Below are 22,468 nucleotides of genomic sequence, written 5' to 3'. Positions count from 1 at the left end.
TTCATCTTTTATGTTTGATCCTCCAAACTATAACATAATTAATTTTTCTAATGCTACCATTAATACTATCACCATTGATGTATCTCCGCCCATACTTCCTACTACTAGTCTTAGTCTAATTTTTGATAGTAAATCTAGTACACCTAATGTACCTCTGATAATGACTTTAGGTTTCGATACTTTCTTCATTAGTGCTGTTAATGTAATAAATAATGTAGTTCTGTATCCTCCTAGTTTTAGTAGCGCGTATACTGATACATCTGGTAGCTATATTACTGTTGTATTTTCTGAAAATATTGCAGTAGGTAATACTACATTCCTTAGCGACTTTGCTATAATTAATTCATCTGCTTCTGTGAATAGTATAACTAGTAATAATGCAACTTCTATAATTCTTTCACTAAACTCTACCCTATCTCTTGACGACTCTCCACTTTTATCATACAACGATACAGGCACAAATATCACTAATAGTCTACACCCTACTTTATCACTTGCAAACTTTACAAATCAACCAATCACTAATAATGTTCAATTATTTCCAATCTTTGTTAACGCCTATACAAACCAGCGAGGTGACAACATAATTGTCAACTTTGATAGAGGAATCAATCTTACCAGTACCACTCCTCCAACTGACTTTGCAGTAAGTATTTCAGGTATTGTCACAACTAGTATAACTAAACATAATGACACTGCCATCAATCTAACACTAGACTCTAACATTCCACCTGTATTGCCATTAACACTATCATATAATCGAACAACTAGTAATATTACAGATACAAATGATTTATCACTTGCAAACTTTACAAATCAACCAATCACTAATAATGTTCCATCATACCCAATTTTTGTTAGTGCTTACACAAACCAGCGAGGTGACAACATAATTGTCAACTTTGATAAAGTAGTCAATCTTACCAGTATCACTCCTCCAACTGACTTTGCAGTAAGTATTTCAGGTATTGCCACAACTAGTATAACTAGACATAATGACACTGCCATCAATCTAACACTAGACTCTAACATTCTACCTGCATTACCATTAACACTATCATATAGTCAAACAACTAGTGATATTACAAACGTAAATGATTTATCACTTGCAAACTTTACAAATCAACCAATCACTAATAATGTTCTACCACCCCCAATCTTTGTTAACGCCTATACAAACCAGCGAGGTGACAACATTACTGTCAACTTTGATAGAGGAATCAATCTTACCAGTACCACTTCTCCAACTGACTTTGCAGTAAATATTTCAGGTATTGCCACAACTAGTATAACTAGATATAATGACACTGCCATCAATCTAGCACTAGACTCTAACATTCCACCTGCATTACCATTAACACTATCATATAATCAAACAACTAGTAGTATTACAAACGTAAATGATTTATCACTTGCAAACTTTACAAATCAACCAATCACTAATAATGTTCTACCACCCCCAATCTTTGTTAACGCCTATACAAACCAGCAAGGTAACAACATAATTGTCAACTTTGATAGAGGAATCAATCTTACCAGTACCACTTCTCCAACTGACTTTGCAGTAAATATTTCAGGTATTGCCACAACTAGTATAACTAAACATAATGACACTGCCATCAATCTAACACTAGACTCTAACATTCTACCTGCATTACCATTAACACTATCATATAGTCAAACAACTAGTAGTATTACAAACGTAAATAATTTATCACTTGCAAACTTTACAAATCAACCAATCACTAATAATGCTCAAATTATTAATCTACCTTCCTTGTGGAATACTAGACAGAAAATTACTATTAACAGTAACCAAACAACTGCAACTCTTCAAAACTTTACCCTTCTAGTAAGTATCTCTGATTCTGCTTTGAGCAATTCATCTGTTCTACCTAACGGTGCTGATATTATTTTCACTAGCAGTGATGGATTTACTATATTACAGCATGAAATTGAATCATTTACTAATAATATCACTACCGGTACTCTAGTAGCTTGGGTTCGTCTACCTACTTTGAGCAGTACCAGTGATACCATACTCTACATGTATTATAATGTCTCAACAGAGTCACATATTCCATATCCTGATGTTTGGGACTCAGACTATGAAATAATTTATCACATGGATCAATCCACTTTTGGTGCACAATCTACACTAGACTCATCAGGGAATAATCGTCATGCAACACCACTATCTACAGGCTCTACTTCCTTTGACTCTAATGATTTAGTATCTGCACAAATTGGTAATGGATTAAACCTTGATGGAGTAGACAACTCCAGCGGAGATTATCTTGATCTTCCAGACTTGGAAGGTAGTCTATTTCACAATACAAACTTTACCATCTCGGTATGGGCAAATATTGATGTTCTTAAAAATTGGGCTAGAATCGTTGATTTTGGCAATGCTCAGAGACACAATATTCAAATTGCTATCCGTGAAAATACCACGGATTTGATATATGAAATACTTGTGTTTACAACCGCTGAGAATCTCACAACTAGTAATGTTCTACAGACAGGTCAATGGGCATACTTTACAGTTGTACATAAAACACCATCAGGTGAATTAACTATCTACAAAAATGGTATCTCAATTAATAGTAATATCCGACAAGTATCTCTTGATGTGGATAGAGCATCAAACTATATCGGAAAATCCCATCGGACAGGTGATTCCTACTTTGATGGCAAATTCGATGAATTCCGACTATCATCTACTGCTCGCTCTGCAGACTGGATTGCAACAGAGTATGCAAATCAAAACTCTCCTTCTACTTTCTTAACTTTCTCTGCACCTGAAGATAGACGTGTAGTAATATCTTCTGCTATTACCAATACACAAGGTGATAACATTATAATTACTTTTAATGAAAACATTATCTATTCGGTTATTCCTACTACTGACTTTACTCTTACTGGTACATCTGCTACAATATCTGGAATTATATCTGATTCCTCTTCAATTACTCTGAATTTAAGCAGAAATCTCTTGGCAAATGAAACCATCACTATCTCATATACTAAAACTAGTGGTGGAATAAACTCTACTCAAAATACCAACACAACATTAGAAAGCTTTGTGAATCAACCTGTGAATAACAACATTCCAAAAACACCACCTGTTATTACTAGTGCAGTTACCAACAACTTGGGTAATCTAATTACTCTAACATTTGATGAGACTATAATACTATCAAACCCAGTACCATCAGACTTTGCCTTCAACACTACATATTCTATAAATATAACTGGATTTACCAAGACTAGTAATAATATGGTTGATATGACAACAACCAATATTTTAACAAATGAAACCATTGGAATGAATTACTCTAAATCTGTGACATCAAATGGAATAACAGATACAAGCGGCACTTTTCTTGCAGACTTTGTCGATTTAGTTGTAGCAAATAATATTCCACAAACACCACCTGTTATTATTAATGCTTCCACTAATCTACTTGGAAGTGTTATCACTCTGACATTTAATGAATCTGTCACACTGAATAATCCATCACCTTCTGACTTTACTTTCAACAAAACTGGTTTTACTGTTTCCGGTTTTAATTCTACTAGTAGTAATGTAATTGATCTAATTATTAGCGGTATAATACCTAGTGGACAAAACTTTACACTATCTTACAACAATACTGGTGGTACCAGTACTACCATTAATGATCAAAACGGTACTGCCCTAGCATTTGTTAATGGCTCACTTGTTCATAATCTTATACTTCCATATTTGGAGTTTACATCAGTCAATACTAGTACCTCTGGTGACTCGATAATTCTTACCTTTGCTAATAATATTACTCTGACTGGTGTATCTGAATCAAACTTTACGATAACTACCAATGGTACTACCACTATTCCTTCAAGCATTACTACAATTGCTAACACTCTAGTTCTTAACCTAAATAATAATATCCTGTTTAATCAAACCACTCTTCTATCATATGTACAGGGATCAGGTGTGATAAATGATACTGTACCATTGGTGGTAGGTTCCTTCTCATTACTACCTGTAAACAATAATGTTCTAGCTGATGTCTTTTCTGTTCACTCTATATACACAAACAAACTTGGTGACTCTATTCTTCTTTTTCTCTCTCACAATCTAGTCTCATTTAATTTCATCACTACAGACTTTACTCTTAATGAAACTAGTATTGGTATAGTTTCGGCAACCGCATCTGATGATACCATTACTTTAACACTAAACTCTACAATAGACCTTGGTCAAAGCGTCAGCTTGAGTTTTAGTGCAGCATCATCAACCACACTCAATTACCAAAACACCGCTCTATCTAGTTTCCAAGATGTATCTGTGATTAATGATGTCTTTTCTGATCTCCTGCAATCTGATTGGAATACTAGACAGAAAATTACTATTAACAGTAACCAAATAACTACAACTCTTCAAAACTTTACCCTTCTAGTAAGTATCTCTGATTCTGCTTTGAACAATTCATCTGTTCTACCTAACGGTGCTGATATTATTTTCACAAGCAGTGATGGATTTACTATATTACGGCATGAAATTGAGTCATTTACTAATAATATCACTACCGGTACCCTAGTAGCTTGGGTTCGTCTACCTACTTTGAGCAGTACCGGTGATACCATACTCTACATGTATTATAATGTCTCAACAGCGTCACCTATTGCATATCCTGATGTTTGGGATTCAGACTATGAAATAATTTATCACATGGATCAATCCACTTTTGGTGCACAATCTACACTAGACTCATCAGGGAATGATTGTCATGCAACACCAGAGTCTATAGGCAATACTCCCTTTGAATCTAATGATTTAGTATCTGCACAAATTGGTAATGGACTAAACTTTGATGGAGTAGACGACTCCAACGGAGATTATCTTGATCTTCCAGACTTGGAAGGTAGTCTATTTCACAATACAGACTTTACCATCTCGGCATGGGCAAATATTGATGTCCTTAAAAATTGGGCTAGAATCGTTGATTTTGGCAATGGTCAGGATAATAACAATATTCTAATTGCTGCCCATCGCACTAACCCGCATTTGAGATATGATATGCGACAGGGTACCAGCTCTGATGGTATCACAGCTAGTGATGTTTTGCAGACAGGTCAATGGGCATACTTTACAGTTGTACATGAATCATCAGGTACAGCAACTATCTACAAAAATGGCGCCTCAATTACTAGTGATACCGTACATACATCTCTTAATGAGAATAGAGCATCAAACTATATCGGAAGATCCAATTGGGTAAATGATCAATACTTTGATGGCAAATTCGATGAATTCCGACTATCATCTACTGCTCGCTCTGCAGACTGGATTGCAACAGAGTATGCAAATCAAAACTCTCCTTCTACTTTCTTTACTATATCTGCACCTGAAGATAGAAGTGTAGTGATAACTTCTGCTATTACCAACACACAAGGTGATAACATTATAATTACTTTTAATGAAAACATTATCTATTCGGTTATTCCTACTACAGACTTTACTCTTACTGGTACATCTGCTACAATAGATAGCATAACATCAAACTCCTCTTCAATTACTCTGAATTTAAGCAGAAATCTCTTGGCAAATGAAACCATCACTATCTCATATACTAAAACTAGTGGTGGAATAAACTCTACTCAAAATACAGACATAACACTAGAAAACTTTGTGAATCAACCTGTAATTAACAGCATTTCAGATATTATTCCCCCAGTAATCACACTAAATGGTAATGCTACTGTTTATGTAGAACTTGGCTCATCCTACTCTGAGCAAAACGCTACTACTGATGATGGCTCTCCTATCGTTATTGGTGGTGACACTGTAGATACAAATACTGTAGGCAATTACACCATCACATACAACTCTGTTGATTCAGCAGGAAATAATGCCACCCAGGTAACTAGAACTATAGTTGTTCGTATATCTGCACCTGAAGATAGAAGTATAGTAATAACTTCTGCTATTACCGATACAGCTGGTTCTATTATTACAATTACTTTTAGTGAAAACATTAACTATTCGACTTTTCCTACTACTGACTTTACTCTTACTAGTAGATCTGCTGGTATATTTCCAGTAACAATTGACTCTTCCTCTGTTACTCTGATTATAAACGGAACTCTCTTTGCAAATTATACCGTCACTATCTCATATAATAAAACTAGTGGTGGAATACACTCTACTCAAAGTACAGACATAACACTAGAAAACTTTGTAAACCAATCTGTAATTAACAACATTTCAGATACTATTCCCCCAGTAATCACACTAATTGGTAATGCTACTGTTTATGTAGAACTTGACTATTCCTACTCTGAGCAAAACGCCACTACTGATGATAACTCTACAGTAACAATTGGTGGTGACACTGTAAATTCATCTCTCGTGGGAAATTATACCGTCACCTATGACTCTGTTGATTCAGCAGGAAATAATGCCACCCAAGTGAATAGGCTTGTAATTGTTAGTGACACTATTCCCCCAGTAATCACACTGAATGGCAATAGTACCATAACACTATTTGTTGGCGCTACATATAATGAGCAAAACGCCACTACTGATGATGACTCTCCAGTAACAATTGGTGGTGACACTGAAATTCATCTCTCCATGGGAAATTATACCGTCACCTATGACTCTGTTGATTCAGCAGGAAATAATGCCACCCAAGTTGTTAGAACTGTGATAATTTCTGATGCACCAGATGATACTCCCCCAGTAATCACACTAATTGGTAATGCTACTGTTTATGTAGAACTTGACTCATCCTACTCTGAGCAAAACGCCACTACTGATGATGGTTCTCTAGTAACAATTGGTGGTGACACTGTAAATTCATCTCTCAAGGGAAATTATACCGTCACCTATGACTCTGTTGATTCAGCAGGAAATAATGCCACCCAAGTGAATAGGCTTGTAATTGTTAGTGACACTACTCCCCCAGTAATCACACTGAATGGCAATAGTACCATAACACTATTTGTTGGCGCTACATATAATGAGCAAAACGCCACTACTGATGATAACTCTCCAGTAACAATTGGTGGTGACACTGTAAATTCATCTCTCCAGGGAAATTATATCGTCACATACAACTCTGCTGATTCAGCAGGAAATAATGCCACCCAAGTTGTTAGAACTGTAATAATTTCTGATGCACCAGATAATACTCCCCCAGTAATCACACTAATTGGTAATGCTACTGTTTATGTAGAACTTGACTATTCCTACTCTGAGCAAAACGCCACTACTGATGATAACTCTCCAGTAACAATTGGTGGTGACACTGTAAATTCATTCTCAATGGGAAATTATACCGTCACCTATGACTCTGTTGATTCAGCAGGAAATAATGCCACCCAAGTGAATAGGCTTGTAATTGTTAGTGACACTACTCCCCCAGTAATCACACTGAATGGCAATAGTACCATAACACTATTTGTTGGCGCTACATATAATGAGCAAAACGCCACTACTGATGATGACTCTCCAGTAACAATTGGTGGTGACACTGTAAATTCATCTCTCATGGGAAATTATATCGTCACATACAACTCTGTTGATTCAGCAGGAAATAATGCCACCCAAGTTGTTAGAACTGTGATAATTTCTGATGCACCAGATAATACTCCCCCAGTAATCACACTAATTGGTAATGCTACTGTTTATGTAGAACTTGGCTCATCCTACTCTGAGCAAAACGCCACTACTGATGATAACTCTCCAGTAACAATTGGTGGTGACACTGTAAATTCATCTCTCGTGGGAAATTATACCGTCACCTATGACTCTGTTGATTCAGCAGGAAATAATGCCACCCAAGTGAATAGGCTTGTAATTGTTAGTGACACTATTCCCCCAGTAATCACACTGAATGGCAATAGTACCATAACACTATTTGTTGGCGCTACATATAATGAGCAAAACGCCACTACTGATGATGACTCTCCAGTAACAATTGGTGGTGACACTGTAAATTCATCTCTCATGGGAAATTATACCGTCACCTATGACTCTGTTGATTCAGCAGGAAATAATGCCACCCAAGTTGTTAGAACTGTAATAATTTCTGATGCACCAGATAATACTCCCCCAGTAATCACACTAATTGGTAATGCTACTGTTTATGTAGAACTTGACTCATCCTACTCTGAGCAAAACGCCACTACTGATGATGATTCTCTAGTAACAATTGGTGGTGACACTGTAAATTCATCTCTCGTGGGAAATTATACCGTCACCTATGACTCTGTTGATTCAGCAGGAAATAATGCCACCCAAGTTAATAGAACTGTAATAATTTCTGATGCACCAGATGATACTCCCCCAGTAATCACACTAATTGGTAATGCTACTGTTTATGTAGAACTTGACTCATCCTACTCTGAGCAAAACGCCACTACTGATGATAACTCTCCAGTAACAATTGGTGGTGACACTGTAAATTCATCTCTCAAGGGAAATTATACCGTCACCTATGACTCTGTTGATTCAGCAGGAAATAATGCCACCCAAGTGAATAGGCTTGTAATTGTTAGTGACACTATTCCCCCAGTAATCACACTGAATGGCAATAGTACCATAACACTATTTGTTGGCGCTACATATAATGAGCAAAACGCCACTACTGATGATGACTCTCCAGTAACAATTGGTGGTGACACTGTAAATTCATCTCTCATGGGAAATTATACCGTCACCTATGACTCTGTTGATTCAGCAGGAAATAATGCCACCCAAGTTGTTAGAACTGTGATAATTTCTGATGCACCAGATAATACTCCCCCAGTAATCACACTAATTGGTAATGCTACTGTTTATGTAGAACTTGACTCATCCTACTCTGAGCAAAACGCCACTACTGATGATAACTCTACAGTAACAATTGGTGGTGACACTGTAAATTCATCTCTCGTGGGAAATTATACCGTCACCTATGACTCTGTTGATTCAGCAGGAAATAATGCCACCCAAGTGAATAGGCTTGTAATTGTTAGTGACACTATTCCCCCAGTAATCACACTGAATGGCAATAGTACCATAACACTATTTGTTGGCGCTACATATAATGAGCAAAACGCCACTACTGATGATGACTCTCCAGTAACAATTGGTGGTGACACTGTAAATTCATCTCTCATGGGAAATTATACCGTCACCTATGACTCTGTTGATTCAGCAGGAAATAATGCCACCCAAGTTGTTAGAACTGTAATAATTTCTGATGCACCAGATAATACTCCCCCAGTAATCACACTAATTGGTAATGCTACTGTTTATGTAGAACTTGACTCATCCTACTCTGAGCAAAACGCCACTACTGATGATGGTTCTCTAGTAACAATTGGTGGTGACACTGTAAATTCATCTCTCGTGGGAAATTATACCGTCACCTATGACTCTGTTGATTCAGCAGGAAATAATGCCACCCAAGTGAATAGGCTTGTAATTGTTAGTGACACTATTCCCCCAGTAATCACACTGAATGGCAATAGTACCATAACACTATTTGTTGGCGCTACATATAATGAGCAAAACGCCACTACTGATGATGACTCTCCAGTAACAATTGGTGGTGACACTGTAAATTCATCTCTCATGGGAAATTATACCGTCACCTATGACTCTGTTGATTCAGCAGGAAATAATGCCACCCAAGTTGTTAGAACTGTGATAATTTCTGATGCACCAGATAATACTCCCCCAGTAATCACACTAATTGGTAATGCTACTGTTTATGTAGAACTTGACTCATCCTACTCTGAGCAAAACGCCACTACTGATGATAACTCTCTAGTAACAATTGGTGGTGACACTGTAAATTCATCTCTCGTGGGAAATTATACCGTCACCTATGACTCTGTTGATTCAGCAGGAAATAATGCCACCCAAGTGAATAGGCTTGTAATTGTTAGTGACACTATTCCCCCAGTAATCACACTGAATGGCAATAGTACCATAACACTATTTGTTGGCGCTACATATAATGAGCAAAACGCCACTACTGATGATGACTCTCCAGTAACAATTGGTGGTGACACTGTAAATTCATCTCTCATGGGAAATTATACCGTCACCTATGACTCTGTTGATTCAGCAGGAAATAATGCCACCCAAGTTGTTAGAACTGTGATAATTTCTGATGAACCAGATAATACTCCCCCAGTAATCACACTAATTGGTAATGCTACTGTTTATGTAGAACTTGANCTCATTCCNTACTCTGAGCAAAACGCCACTACTGATGATAACTCTCCAGTAACAATTGGTGGTGACACTGTAAATTCATCTCTCGTGGGAAATTATACCGTCACCTATGACTCTGTTGATTCAGCAGGAAATAATGCCACCCAAGTGAATAGGCTTGTAATTGTTAGTGACACTATTCCCCCAGTAATCACACTGAATGGCAATAGTATCATAACACTATTTGTTGGCGCTACATATAATGAGCAAAACGCCACTACTGATGATGACTCTCCAGTAACAATTGGTGGTGACACTGTAAATTCATCTCTCATGGGAAATTATACCGTCACCTATGACTCTGTTGATTCAGCAGGAAATAATGCCACCCAAGTTGTTAGAACTGTGATAATTTCTGATGCACCAGATAATACTCCCCCAGTAATCACACTAATTGGTAATGCTACTGTTTATGTAGAACTTGACTCATCCTACTCTGAGCAAAACGCCACTACTGATGATAACTCTCTAGTAACAATTGGTGGTGACACTGTAAATTCATCTCTCGTGGGAAATTATACCGTCACCTATGACTCTGTTGATTCAGCAGGAAATAATGCCACCCAAGTGAATAGGCTTGTAATTGTTAGTGACACTATTCCCCCAGTAATCACACTGAATGGCAATAGTACCATAACACTATTTGTTGGCGCTACATATAATGAGCAAAACGCCACTACTGATGATGACTCTCCAGTAACAATTGGTGGTGACACTGTAAATTCATCTCTCATGGGAAATTATATCGTCACATACAACTCTGTTGATTCAGCAGGAAATAATGCCACCCAAGTTGTTAGAACTGTGATAATTTCTGATGCACCAGATAATACTCCCCCAGTAATCACACTAATTGGTAATGCTACTGTTTATGTAGAACTTGGCTCATCCTACTCTGAGCAAAACGCCACTACTGATGATAACTCTACAGTAACAATTGGTGGTGACACTGTAAATTCATCTCTCGTGGGAAATTATACCGTCACCTATGACTCTGTTGATTCAGCAGGAAATAATGCCACCCAAGTGAATAGGCTTGTAATTGTTAGTGACACTATTCCCCCAGTAATCACACTGAATGGCAATAGTACCATAACACTATTTGTTGGCGCTACATATAATGAGCAAAACGCCACTACTGATGATGACTCTCCAGTAACAATTGGTGGTGACACTGTAAATTCATCTCTCATGGGAAATTATACCGTCACCTATGACTCTGTTGATTCAGCAGGAAATAATGCCACCCAAGTTGTTAGAACTGTGATAATTTCTGATGAACCAGATAATACTCCCCCAGTAATCACACTAATTGGTAATGCTACTGTTTATGTAGAACTTGACTCATTCCTACTCTGAGCAAAACGCCACTACTGATGATAACTCTCCAGTAACAATTGGTGGTGACACTGTAAATTCATCTCTCGTGGGAAATTATACCGTCACCTATGACTCTGTTGATTCAGCAGGAAATAATGCCACCCAAGTGAATAGGCTTGTAATTGTTAGTGACACTATTCCCCCAGTAATCACACTGAATGGCAATAGTACCATAACACTATTTGTTGGCGCTACATATAATGAGCAAAACGCCACTACTGATGATGACTCTCCAGTAACAATTGGTGGTGACACTGTAAATTCATCTCTCATGGGAAATTATACCGTCACATACAACTCTGTTGATTCAGCAGGAAATAATGCCACCCAAGTTGTTAGAACTGTGATAATTTCTGATGCACCAGATAATACTCCCCCCGTAATCACACTAATTGGTAATGCTACTGTTTATGTAGAACTTGACTCATTCCTACTCTGAGCAAAACGCCACTACTGATGATAACTCTCCAGTAACAATTGGTGGTGACACTGTAAATTCATCTCTCAAGGGAAATTATACCGTCACCTATGACTCTGTTGATTCAGCAGGAAATAATGCCACCCAAGTGAATAGGCTTGTAATTGTTAGTGACACTATTCCCCCAGTAATCACACTAATTGGTAATGCTACTGTTTATGTAGAACTTGACTCATCCTACTCTGAGCAAAACGCCACTACTGATGATGGCTCTCCAGTAACAATTGGTGGTGACACTGTAAATTCATCTCTAGTGGGAAATTACACCATCACATACAACTCTGCTGATTCATCAGGAAATAATGCCACCCAAGTTGTTAGAACTGTAATAATTTTTAATGCATCAGATACCACTCCCCCAGTAATCACACTGAATGGTAATAATGTCGTTTATGTAGAAATTTACTCATCCTACTCTGAGCAAAACGCCACTACTGATGATGGCTCTCCTATCGTTATTCGTGGTGATACTGTAGATACAAATACTGCAGGCAATTACACCATCACATACCACTCTGCTGATTCATCAGGAAATAATGCCACCCAAGTTAATAGAACTGTAGTTGTTCAACAAATACTAGGTGCCTCTTGGAACACAAGACTACAGATTACTATGGATTCATCCCAAGTAATTGGAAATCATGAAAATTTCACAGCTTTAATATCTATAAATGATACAAATCTTAATTCTATACATGTTCAATCTGCTGGACAAGATATAAGATTCACTACTACTGATGGCACTACCCTCTTAGAGTATGAAATTGTATCATTTACTAATGATGCTTTTGGTGGTACCCTAGTAGCTTGGGTTCGTCTACCTACTTTGAGCAATACCAGTGATACCACACTCTACATGTATTATAATGTCTCAACAGCGTCACCCATTGCATATCCTGATGTTTGGGATTCAGACTATGAAATAATTTATCACATGGATCAATCCACTTTTCGTGCACACTCTATACTAGACTCATCAGGGAATGATTGTCATGCAACACCAGAGTCTATAGGCAATACTGACTTTGACTTTAATGATTTAGTCAGCTGCACAAATTGGTAATGGAATAAACTTTGATGGAGTGGACGAAAACAACGGTGTTTATCTTGAACTTCCAGACTTGGCAGGTAGTCTATTCAACAATACAGACTTTACCATCTCAATATGGGCAAATATTGATATCATTAAAAGTGGGGCTAGAATCATTGATTTTGGCAATGGTGAGGCACAAGACAATATTCTAATTGCTACCACTAGCAATACCGAGAGTTTAAGATATGAAGTGCTACAGACTGACGAATCTCGGGGTGTCACAGCTAGTGATATTCTACAGGAAGGTCAATGGGCATACTTTACAGTTGTACATGAATCATCAGGTACAGCAACTATCTACAAAAATGGTACCTCAATTACTAGTGGTGCTGTGCATACATCTTATGATGTGAATAGAGCGTCAAACTATATCGGAAGATCCAATTGGGAAGGTGATTTCTACTTTGATGGCAAATTCGATGAATTCCGACTATCATCTACTGCTCGCTCTGCAGACTGGATTGCAACAGAGTATGCAAATCAAAACTCACCTTCTACTTTCTTTAATGTATCTGGAGCGCAGGATAGATCTGGCGCTACTGTTGTACCTAGAACCGCTCCAATCATCACACTGAATGGTAGTGCTATTATTTACGTAGAGCAAGGCAGTGCATATACTGAACAAGGCGCCACCGCTCATGATGGCTCTGCAATAGTCATTGGTGGTGACACTGTAGACATTGATACCTTGGGCAACTATACCATCACGTATGACTCTGCTGATTCGGCAGGAAATAATGCCATTCAAGTAAAAAGAATTATAGTTGTTCGTGACACTACTAACCCAATAGTCGTTGGTACTCCGATATATGATACTTTAGCACATACTCTAACTGTTACCTTTAGTGAAAATGTAATCATACCTAATTCACCACGATTGGGTATAATTGCAGGAGCATTCACTACTACTAATGTTGATTCTACAAACAATCCTATTTTGGTTTTTACTTTTAATAACAGTATATCTGAAAATGTGATTAACACAAATCTACAACCAAGTTCTGGAGCTAATGTATATTTCCCTACAGCTTCTGTTTTAGATACTGCAAATAATGCTTTAGCTGAATGTAGGAAAAAACTTAAACGTCCAAAGTAACGTTACATCAAGCGATCAGGTAGTGTCTCCTACACTTCTTCATATAGACGTACCATTAATTGTTACACCTGAACATCAAAATGTTACTATCAATTATACTGCTGCTTCTTTTGGCAATACTATTACTATCACTGCAGGATTAAATGCCAAACTTGTATCTACTAATGACATTACAGTCACGATACCTACTAGTACTAATATCACTCATGATGGTACTTGGGATTCGCAATTCCTTGCACCACGTAATGCTACTATTACTGTACCCTCTACAACTGTAGGTCAAATTGCTACTAGTCATGTAACGATTACAGCTATAACTTTGGGAGATACAACCACTGATTCTAACCTAAACAAAGTTGCATCTCTTTTATTTGAAAATCAAGGCGGAAATAATTATAGTGCATATTATGCAAATTCTACAAACTCTGCACCAACCTCGATTTTCTCTTGTGGTACTAGTAATATCGCAGAAATTAATACTCTTTTAACCACTACTTCCACAAACGAATGTTTTGTAGATGACAATACTCATGTAACAATTTACACCACTCACCTATCCACCTATGCTCTAATATCTTCCACCAATACCTCTATTGGACCACTAATCACACTAATTGGTAATGCTACTGTTTATGTAGAACTTGGCTCATCCTACTCTGAGCAAAACGCCACTACTAATGATGGCTCTCTAGTAATAATTGGTGGTGACACTGTAAATTCATCTCTCAAGGGAAATTATACCGTCACATACAACTCTGTTGATTCAGCAGGAAATAATGCCACCCAAGTGAATAGGCTTGTAATTGTTAGTGACACTATTCCCCCAGTAATCACACTGAATGGCAATAGTACCATAACACTAAGTATAAACTCTACATATAATGAGCAAAACGCCACTACTGATGATGGTTCTCCAGTAACAATTGGTGGTGACACTGTAAATTCATCTCTCAAGGGAAATTATACCGTCACATACAACTCTGTTGATTCAGCAGGAAATAATGCCACCCAAGTTGTTAGAACTGTAATGATTTCTAATGCATCAGATACTACTCCCCCAGTAATCACACTAATTGGTAATGCTACTGTTTATGTAGAACTTGACTCATCCTACTCTGAGCAAAACGCCACTACTGATGATGGCTCTCTAGTAACAATTGGTGGTGACACTGTAAATTCATCTCTCGTGGGAAATTATACCGTCACCTATAACTCTGTTGATTCAGCAGGAAATAATGCCACCCAAGTGAATAGGTTTGTAATTGTTAGTGACACTACTCCCCCAGTAATCACACTGAATGGCAATAGTACCATAACACTAAGCATAAACTCTACATATAATGAGCAAAACGCCACTACTGATGATGGCTCTCCTATCGTTATTCGTGGTGACACTGTAGATACAAATACTATAGGCAATTACACCATCACATACCACTCTGTTGATTCATCAGGAAATAATGCCACCCAAGTGAATAGAACTGTAATTGTTCGTGACACTACTCCCCCAGTAATCACACTGAATGGTAATGATGTTGTTTATGTAGAACTTGGCTCATCCTACTCTGAGCAAAACGCCACTACTGATGATGACTCTTCTATCGTTATTCGTGGTGACACTGTAGATACAAATACTATAGGCAATTACACCATCACATACCACTCTGTTGATTCATCAGGAAATGATGCCACACAAGTGAATAGAACTGTAATTGTTCGTAACACTACTCCCCCAGTAATCACACTGAATGGTAATGATGTTGTTTATGTAGAACTTGGCTAATCCTACTCTGAGCAAAACGCCACTACTGATGATGGCTCTCCTATCGTTATTCGTGGTGACACTGTAGATACAAATACTATAGGCAATTACACCATCACATACCACTCTGTTGATTCATCAGGAAATAATGCCACCCAAGTGAATAGAACTATAGTTGTTCGTAACACTACTCCCCCAGTAATCACACTGAATGGTAATGATGTTGTTTATGTAGAACTTGGTTCATCCTACTCTGAGCAAAACGCCACTACTGATGATGGCTCTCCTATCGTTATTCGTGGTGACACTGTAGATACAAATACTATAGGCAATTACACCATCACATACCACTCTGTTGATTCATCAGGAAATAATGCCACCCAAGTTAATAGAACTATAGTTGTTCGTAACACTACTCCCCCAGTAATCACACTGAATGGTAATGATGTTGTTTATGTAGAACTTGGCTCATCCTACTCTGAGCAAAACGCCATTACTGATGATGGCTCTCCTATCGTTATTCGTGGTGACACTGTAGATACAAATACTATAGGCAATTACACCATCACATACCACTCTGTTGATTCATCAGGAAATAATGCCACCCAAGTGAATAGAACTATAGTTGTTCGTGACACTACTCCCCCAGTAATCACACTGAATGGTAATGATGTTGTTTATGTAGAACTTGGCTAATCCTACTCTGAGCAAAACGCCACTACTGATGATGACTCTTCTATCGTTATTCGTGGTGACACTGTAGATACAAATACTATAGGCAATTACACCATCACATACCACTCTGTTGATTCATCAGGAAATGATGCCACACAAGTGAATAGAACTGTAATTGTTCGTAACACTACTCCCCCAGTAATCACACTGAATGGTAATGATGTTGTTTATGTAGAACTTGGTTAATCCTACTCTGAGCAAAACGCCACTACTGATGATGGCTCTCCTATCGTTATTCGTGGTGACACTGTAGATACAAATACTATAGGCAATTACACCATCACATACCACTCTGTTGATTCATCAGGAAATAATGCCACCCAAGTGAATAGAACTATAGTTGTTCGTAACACTACTCCCCCAGTAATCACACTGAATGGTAATGATGTTGTTTATGTAGAACTTGGTTAATCCTACTCTGAGCAAAACGCCACTACTGATGATGGCTCTCCTATCGTTATTCGTGGTGACACTGTAGATACAAATACTATAGGCAATTACACCATCACATACCACTCTGTTGATTCATCAGGAAATAATGCCACCCAAGTTAATAGAACTATAGTTGTTCGTAACACTACTCCCCCAGTAATCACACTGAATGGTAATGATGTTGTTTATGTAGAACTTGGCTAATCCTACTCTGAGCAAAACGCCACTACTGATGATGGCTCTCCTATCGTTATTCGTGGTGACACTGTAGATACAAATACTATAGGCAATTACACCATCACATACCACTCTGTTGATTCATCAGGAAATGATGCCACCCAAGTGAATAGAACTATAGTTGTTCGTGACACTACTCCCCCAGTAATCACACTGAATGGTAATGATGTCGTTTATGTAGAACTTGGCTAATCCTACTCTGAGCAAAACGCCACTACTGATGATGACTCTTCTATCGTTATTCGTGGTGACACTGTAGATACAAATACTATAGGCAATTACACCATCACATACCACTCTGTTGATTCATCAGGAAATGATGCCACACAAGTGAATAGAACTGTAATTGTTCGTAACACTACTCCCCCAGTAATCACACTGAATGGTAATGATGTTGTTTATGTAGAACTTGGCTAATCCTACTCTGAGCAAAACGCCACTACTGATGATGGCTCTCCTATCGTTATTCGTGGTGACACTGTAGATACAAATACTATAGGCAATTACACCATCACATACCACTCTGTTGATTCATCAGGAAATAATGCCACCCAAGTGAATAGAACTATAGTTGTTCGTAACACTACTCCCCCAGTAATCACACTGAATGGTAATGATGTTGTTTATGTAGAACTTGGTTAATCCTACTCTGAGCAAAACGCCACTACTGATGATGGCTCTCCTATCGTTATTCGTGGTGACACTGTAGATACAAATACTATAGGCAATTACACCATCACATACCACTCTGTTGATTCATCAGGAAATAATGCCACCCAAGTTAATAGAACTATAGTTGTTCGTAACACTACTCCCCCAGTAATCACACTGAATGGTAATGATGTTGTTTATGTAGAACTTGGCTCATCCTACTCTGAGCAAAACGCCACTACTGATGATGACTCTCCTATCGTTATTCGTGGTGACACTGTAGATACAAATACTATAGGCAATTACACCATCACATACCACTCTGTTGATTCATCAGGAAATGATGCCACCCAAGTGAATAGAACTGTAATTGTTCGTGATACTATTCACCCAACAGTCGTTGGTACTCCAGTATATGATGCTCAAACACATACCCTATCCATTACATTTAGTGAAAATGTAAGTATAACTAATCCATCACAATTGCTTATAGGATTCGTTTTCCCTTCTAATATTAATTATACAAACAATCCTACTCTAGTTCTAACTTTTAACAGCACAGCCACCGAATCTATATTTAACGTTTTTATCGGGTCGGTTGGTGGTCCTCAAGTGACTATTAACGCAAATTCAATTGTAGATGTTGCAAATAATGATATACTTACTAATAACTCATCATTCAACGTCCAAAACATCATTTCATCAGACGATCAGGTATTATCTCCTGCCACTATTCATGTGGACGCACCATTAATTCTTACACCTGAACATCAAAATATTACTATCAATTATATCGCCTCTACTTCCAACACTACTAATATCACTGCAGGATTAAGTGCCAAACTTGTATCTATAAATAACATTACAGTCATGATACCTACTAGTACTATTATTACTCATGATGGTACTTGGGATTCGCAATTCCTTGCACCACGTACTGCTACTATTACTATACCCTCTACAACTGTAGGTCAGACTACTACTAGTCATGTAACGGTTACAGCTATAACTTTGGGAGATGTAACAATTGATCTCAACCTAGGTGATACAGTTGCGTCTATTGTATTTGAAAATCAAGGTGGAAATAATCATAATATATATTATGTAAATACTATTGGCTCTACACCAACCCAGATATCATCCTGTGGTACTAGTAATATCGCAGAAATTAATACTCTTTTAACCACTACTTCCACAAACGAATGTTTTGTAGATGACAACACTCATGTAGCAATTTACACCACTCACCTATCCACCTTTGCTCTAACATCTTCCACCAGTACCACTAGTACTCAAGCACCTGCACCTATTCCATTTACTAGTAGTGGTGGTGGCAGTAGCTCAGGAGGAGGAGGTGGCAGCGCAAATCGTATATTCACTGGTGGTCAAGCCCCAATAATTGTAGAGGCTATTATTCACAAAGTATCTTGGGAAGTAGCTGATGATAAAAAACTAGTTGAAATTATTGCTAGCCCATCATCTGATGATGCTTTTGTTACTATTAGTAGTTCCAAACTAGGGGTAATTGCAACTCAACTCTCCCTAACACAGCCCTACTCTGATAGAGCCGTCTATTTGGGTCTAGTGTCTTCTGATGAACGCTTAGTATCTGTAAAGGCTAGTGTATACTCTAATACTTTCTTTACAAGTGAAAAAAAATTAGTAGATGTTTCTCAACCCACCGGTTCCATCACTTTTGATTCTACATTACCTGTTACATCTACCGGTACCATAATGGACGATAAAACCATAGTGGATAATGATACTATGATGGATAATGATACTATGATGGATAATGATACCATGATGGATGATGATACTATGATGGACAATAAAACCATAATGGACAATAAAACCATAATGGACAATAAAACCATAATGGACAATAAAACCATAATGGATAATAAAACCATAATGGACAATAAAACCATAATGGATGATAAAACCATAAAGGATGATAACTCTACTACTACCACTACTGAAGGTGGTTGTCTAATCGCAACAGCAGTATATGGAACTGAGCTTTCACAACAAGTACAAATGCTCAGAGAGATACGTGATACAACTTTAATGACTAGTCTACCTGGAATATCCTTCATAACATCATTCAACCAAATCTATTACACCTTTTCACCTGTAATTGCAGATGCTGAGCGTGAAAACCCTCTACTGCGTGAAATAATTCAGACTATTCTATATCCTCTACTCTCTAGTGTCTCTATAATGACGATGGCAGATGACTCGGAGAATAGTGTGTTGGCTTTGGGATTACTTGTAATTGCTATCAACTTGCTAATTTATGTTGGTCTACCAACATTGGCATTTGTTTATCTACATAAAAAAATTAAATCTGTCAAACTCGTATCTTAAATTCCTTACATAAAATCATTTCACTCAAATCTAATTTTGACCACAGTGGTATGATATAATTAAGGGAAAATTAATTATCTGATATATGCAAGATGACGAATCTGATACTATTAATTTAAAAACACAATCTGAGATATTTGCCGATTATCTATCTAATATATCTGTAAAATCCACACCGAATAAACTTGGTACTAGTTACGTTGAGAATGATGAGTACTTTGCTAGAACTTTTACCCAAGCCCCACGAATGATTACAAATCATGGTACACTAGATATACAAAATTCAAATATAGATATAATTCAAATCTTACAAAAGGGATAACATGCAAAACTCTATAATTTCTTCATGGGGGGCCCAAGATAAATTCATGGCTCATTATATTGTAAAAAAAGATGTGAAGAATAAAGTACTAGATTATACTGCAAACACTATTCTACACACCAGAGGCAGATTTGCACAAAAACAGATATCTGCTGTATCTTGGGATGGTGGTAAACTTGCATATATTTTAAATCAGGACACATCCCTAAACAACATGATTATAAAACAAACTCCCTATGATGGAATTTTATTTGTAGAACCCACAAATTCTGGAGTCCGAATATATGGTAAGTGGAAAAATCTATATGATTTTACCATCTCAAAAGAATTATTCCTGATTTATGATATCATAGCTGGGCATATAAAATCCCTCTAGGCTCTCCACCAATCTAGCGCAACATATTCTATATAATTTCTATACGGAATTGCTAGAATGAATTGTTTTTTCACAGATGTTGCAAGTCTTCCTGCACGTACAATATCTGTTGCAACAACTTTGTCACTTCTAGAATATACCTGAATCAAAAAAGGAGAATGATCAATACCTGGACCCTTTTGATATACTGCAAAATCACAACCAAATTTTATTCCGGGAGTTACGATATATTTTTTTTCTCTAAAATCCTTGTATACCATATATTTTTTAGAAAAATCATGATACTCTTTCTCACACAAATCATATAGTTTCTGCCTACCTAGTTTTTTCCTAGAGTCATAAATGGTTATTATAGAGCTCTCCAATAGGTATAATCCCTCAATAAGATCTAGTATTAGAGGAACATCTATCTCGTCAATTTTGGGTTTTGCAATTCCAATTGGTTTTCCATAATATCCCTGTTTAAACAATTGACGAGATTCCATAATATCCCATACAATGATGCGATTATTTACAAGACTGCCTTTCAAGTTATAGACTCAGGGCCAATAAAATAAAAGAGTCAGATACGCTTTGACACTTGTCTGCCATCTCCTCGATTCCCTCTACAACATCTTTCATTAATAAAATTTCAGTGTTGTTTGTTAGATTATTTAAAATATTTATTGTCATCTTACGATACTTGATATCAATTTCGCGCTCAATTGATTGTGTCTCTTGTGCCAAATCAATAGCAGCACCTGTATTATTATTTAGAGTGCGAATGATTTCATTTAATTTATAAATTTGATCTACTACTAGATCAATCAACTCTGTAATCTCTGTCCCCAGATTATTTTTCTTCAAAGTCGTAGATTTAATGTTGGATAGTTTAAATGATATTCCTGTAATGTAACCGGCGATCTCATCCATCGTATAAGCTGTATTTAATAAATTTTCACGATTCATAATGAGACCTCCAACATCTGCTACTTCTCTAGTTATTTTTCTACGAAGGTTCTCAACCTCTTCTTCAATACTAGATATCTGCTCAAGCGCCATTTTGATGTCAGATTTTTTCTTTTTAACTATAAACTCTGGTAATGCTGATAGCTGTCTTGAGGCATTTAGTATACGATTAATTTCATCTTGAAGTACTGCAATAGCTTTTCGTTTGGCTTGAACCTCTAATTCTCCGCTATACACAAAAAAATTATATCAAATCCCATAATTAAAACCTACAGTTATGAGATGTAATGTCAGTCAATTAACAAACTAGGTGGGAAATTAGAAATATGG

General features: G+C 37.2%; 11 protein-coding genes. 9 read left to right on the top strand and 2 right to left on the bottom strand.

Annotation, left to right across the window (positions count from 1 at the left end; genetic code table 11):
- Window positions 1-10: 10 nt before the first annotated feature.
- The 9 genes from R1F52_07785 to R1F52_07745 all read left to right on the top strand — a co-directional run bounded on the left by R1F52_07785 (window position 11) and on the right by R1F52_07745 (window position 21,190).
- The gene (locus tag R1F52_07785; protein ID WOV92988.1) at window positions 11-11,617 is read left to right on the top strand and encodes a DUF2341 domain-containing protein; all 11,607 of its coding nucleotides are present in this window, start codon (window positions 11-13) and stop codon (window positions 11,615-11,617) included.
- A complete protein-coding gene (locus R1F52_07780) occupies window positions 11,598-12,077 on the top strand; it encodes a DUF5011 domain-containing protein (GenBank protein WOV92987.1) in 480 nt (159 codons plus the stop codon). The genes R1F52_07785 and R1F52_07780 overlap by 20 nt, the downstream gene beginning before the upstream one ends.
- Window positions 12,058-13,179: a DUF2341 domain-containing protein gene (locus R1F52_07775; protein ID WOV92986.1), complete on the top strand. Its 1,122-nt coding sequence runs from the start codon at window positions 12,058-12,060 to the stop codon at window positions 13,177-13,179. Before R1F52_07780 ends, R1F52_07775 begins: the two co-directional genes overlap by 20 nt.
- 19 nt (window positions 13,180-13,198) lie before the next feature.
- Entirely contained in the window at window positions 13,199-14,305 is a 1,107-nt protein-coding gene (locus tag R1F52_07770; protein ID WOV92985.1) for a LamG-like jellyroll fold domain-containing protein, read from the top strand.
- A gap of 22 nt (window positions 14,306-14,327) precedes the next feature.
- On the top strand, window positions 14,328-16,088 hold the full coding sequence (locus R1F52_07765; protein ID WOV92984.1) for a DUF5011 domain-containing protein: 1,761 nt from the start codon (window positions 14,328-14,330) through the stop codon (window positions 16,086-16,088).
- A 42-nt stretch (window positions 16,089-16,130) separates the two neighbouring features.
- Window positions 16,131-16,763, top strand: coding sequence for a DUF5011 domain-containing protein (locus R1F52_07760; protein WOV93895.1), 633 nt, complete (start codon window positions 16,131-16,133; stop codon window positions 16,761-16,763).
- 1,392 nt (window positions 16,764-18,155) lie between these two features.
- On the top strand, window positions 18,156-20,492 hold the full coding sequence (locus R1F52_07755; protein WOV93894.1) for a DUF5011 domain-containing protein: 2,337 nt from the start codon (window positions 18,156-18,158) through the stop codon (window positions 20,490-20,492).
- An 85-nt stretch (window positions 20,493-20,577) separates the two neighbouring features.
- Window positions 20,578-20,814 carry a hypothetical protein gene (locus R1F52_07750; GenBank protein ID WOV92983.1) on the top strand — a complete coding sequence of 79 codons (237 nt, stop codon included), beginning with the start codon at window positions 20,578-20,580 and terminating at the stop codon, window positions 20,812-20,814.
- A 1-nt stretch (window position 20,815) separates the two neighbouring features.
- Complete coding sequence (locus R1F52_07745) at window positions 20,816-21,190, top strand: hypothetical protein (GenBank protein WOV92982.1); 375 nt, start codon at window positions 20,816-20,818, stop codon at window positions 21,188-21,190.
- On the opposite strand, the gene endA is transcribed toward R1F52_07745, so the two are convergent.
- Both endA and R1F52_07735 read right to left on the bottom strand, forming a co-directional pair.
- A complete protein-coding gene (gene endA, locus R1F52_07740; GenBank protein ID WOV92981.1) occupies window positions 21,187-21,720 on the bottom strand; it encodes a tRNA-intron lyase in 534 nt (177 codons plus the stop codon). The two genes, R1F52_07745 and endA, sit on opposite strands and share 4 nt — an antisense overlap.
- Before the next feature lies 1 nt (window position 21,721).
- Window positions 21,722-22,375 (bottom strand): DUF47 family protein, encoded by a 654-nt coding sequence (locus R1F52_07735; protein WOV92980.1) that lies wholly within the window; start codon window positions 22,373-22,375, stop codon window positions 21,722-21,724.
- Between the last annotated feature and the right edge of the window lie 93 nt (window positions 22,376-22,468).

The sequence above is a fragment of the Nitrosopumilaceae archaeon AB1(1) genome (assembly GCA_033471095.1).
GTDB classification, from domain to species: Archaea; Thermoproteota; Nitrososphaeria; order Nitrososphaerales; family Nitrosopumilaceae; genus Nitrosoabyssus; species Nitrosoabyssus spongiisocia.
The sequence above is the reverse complement of the archived record's forward strand: the minus strand, read 5'-3'. Positions and strand labels throughout refer to the sequence as shown.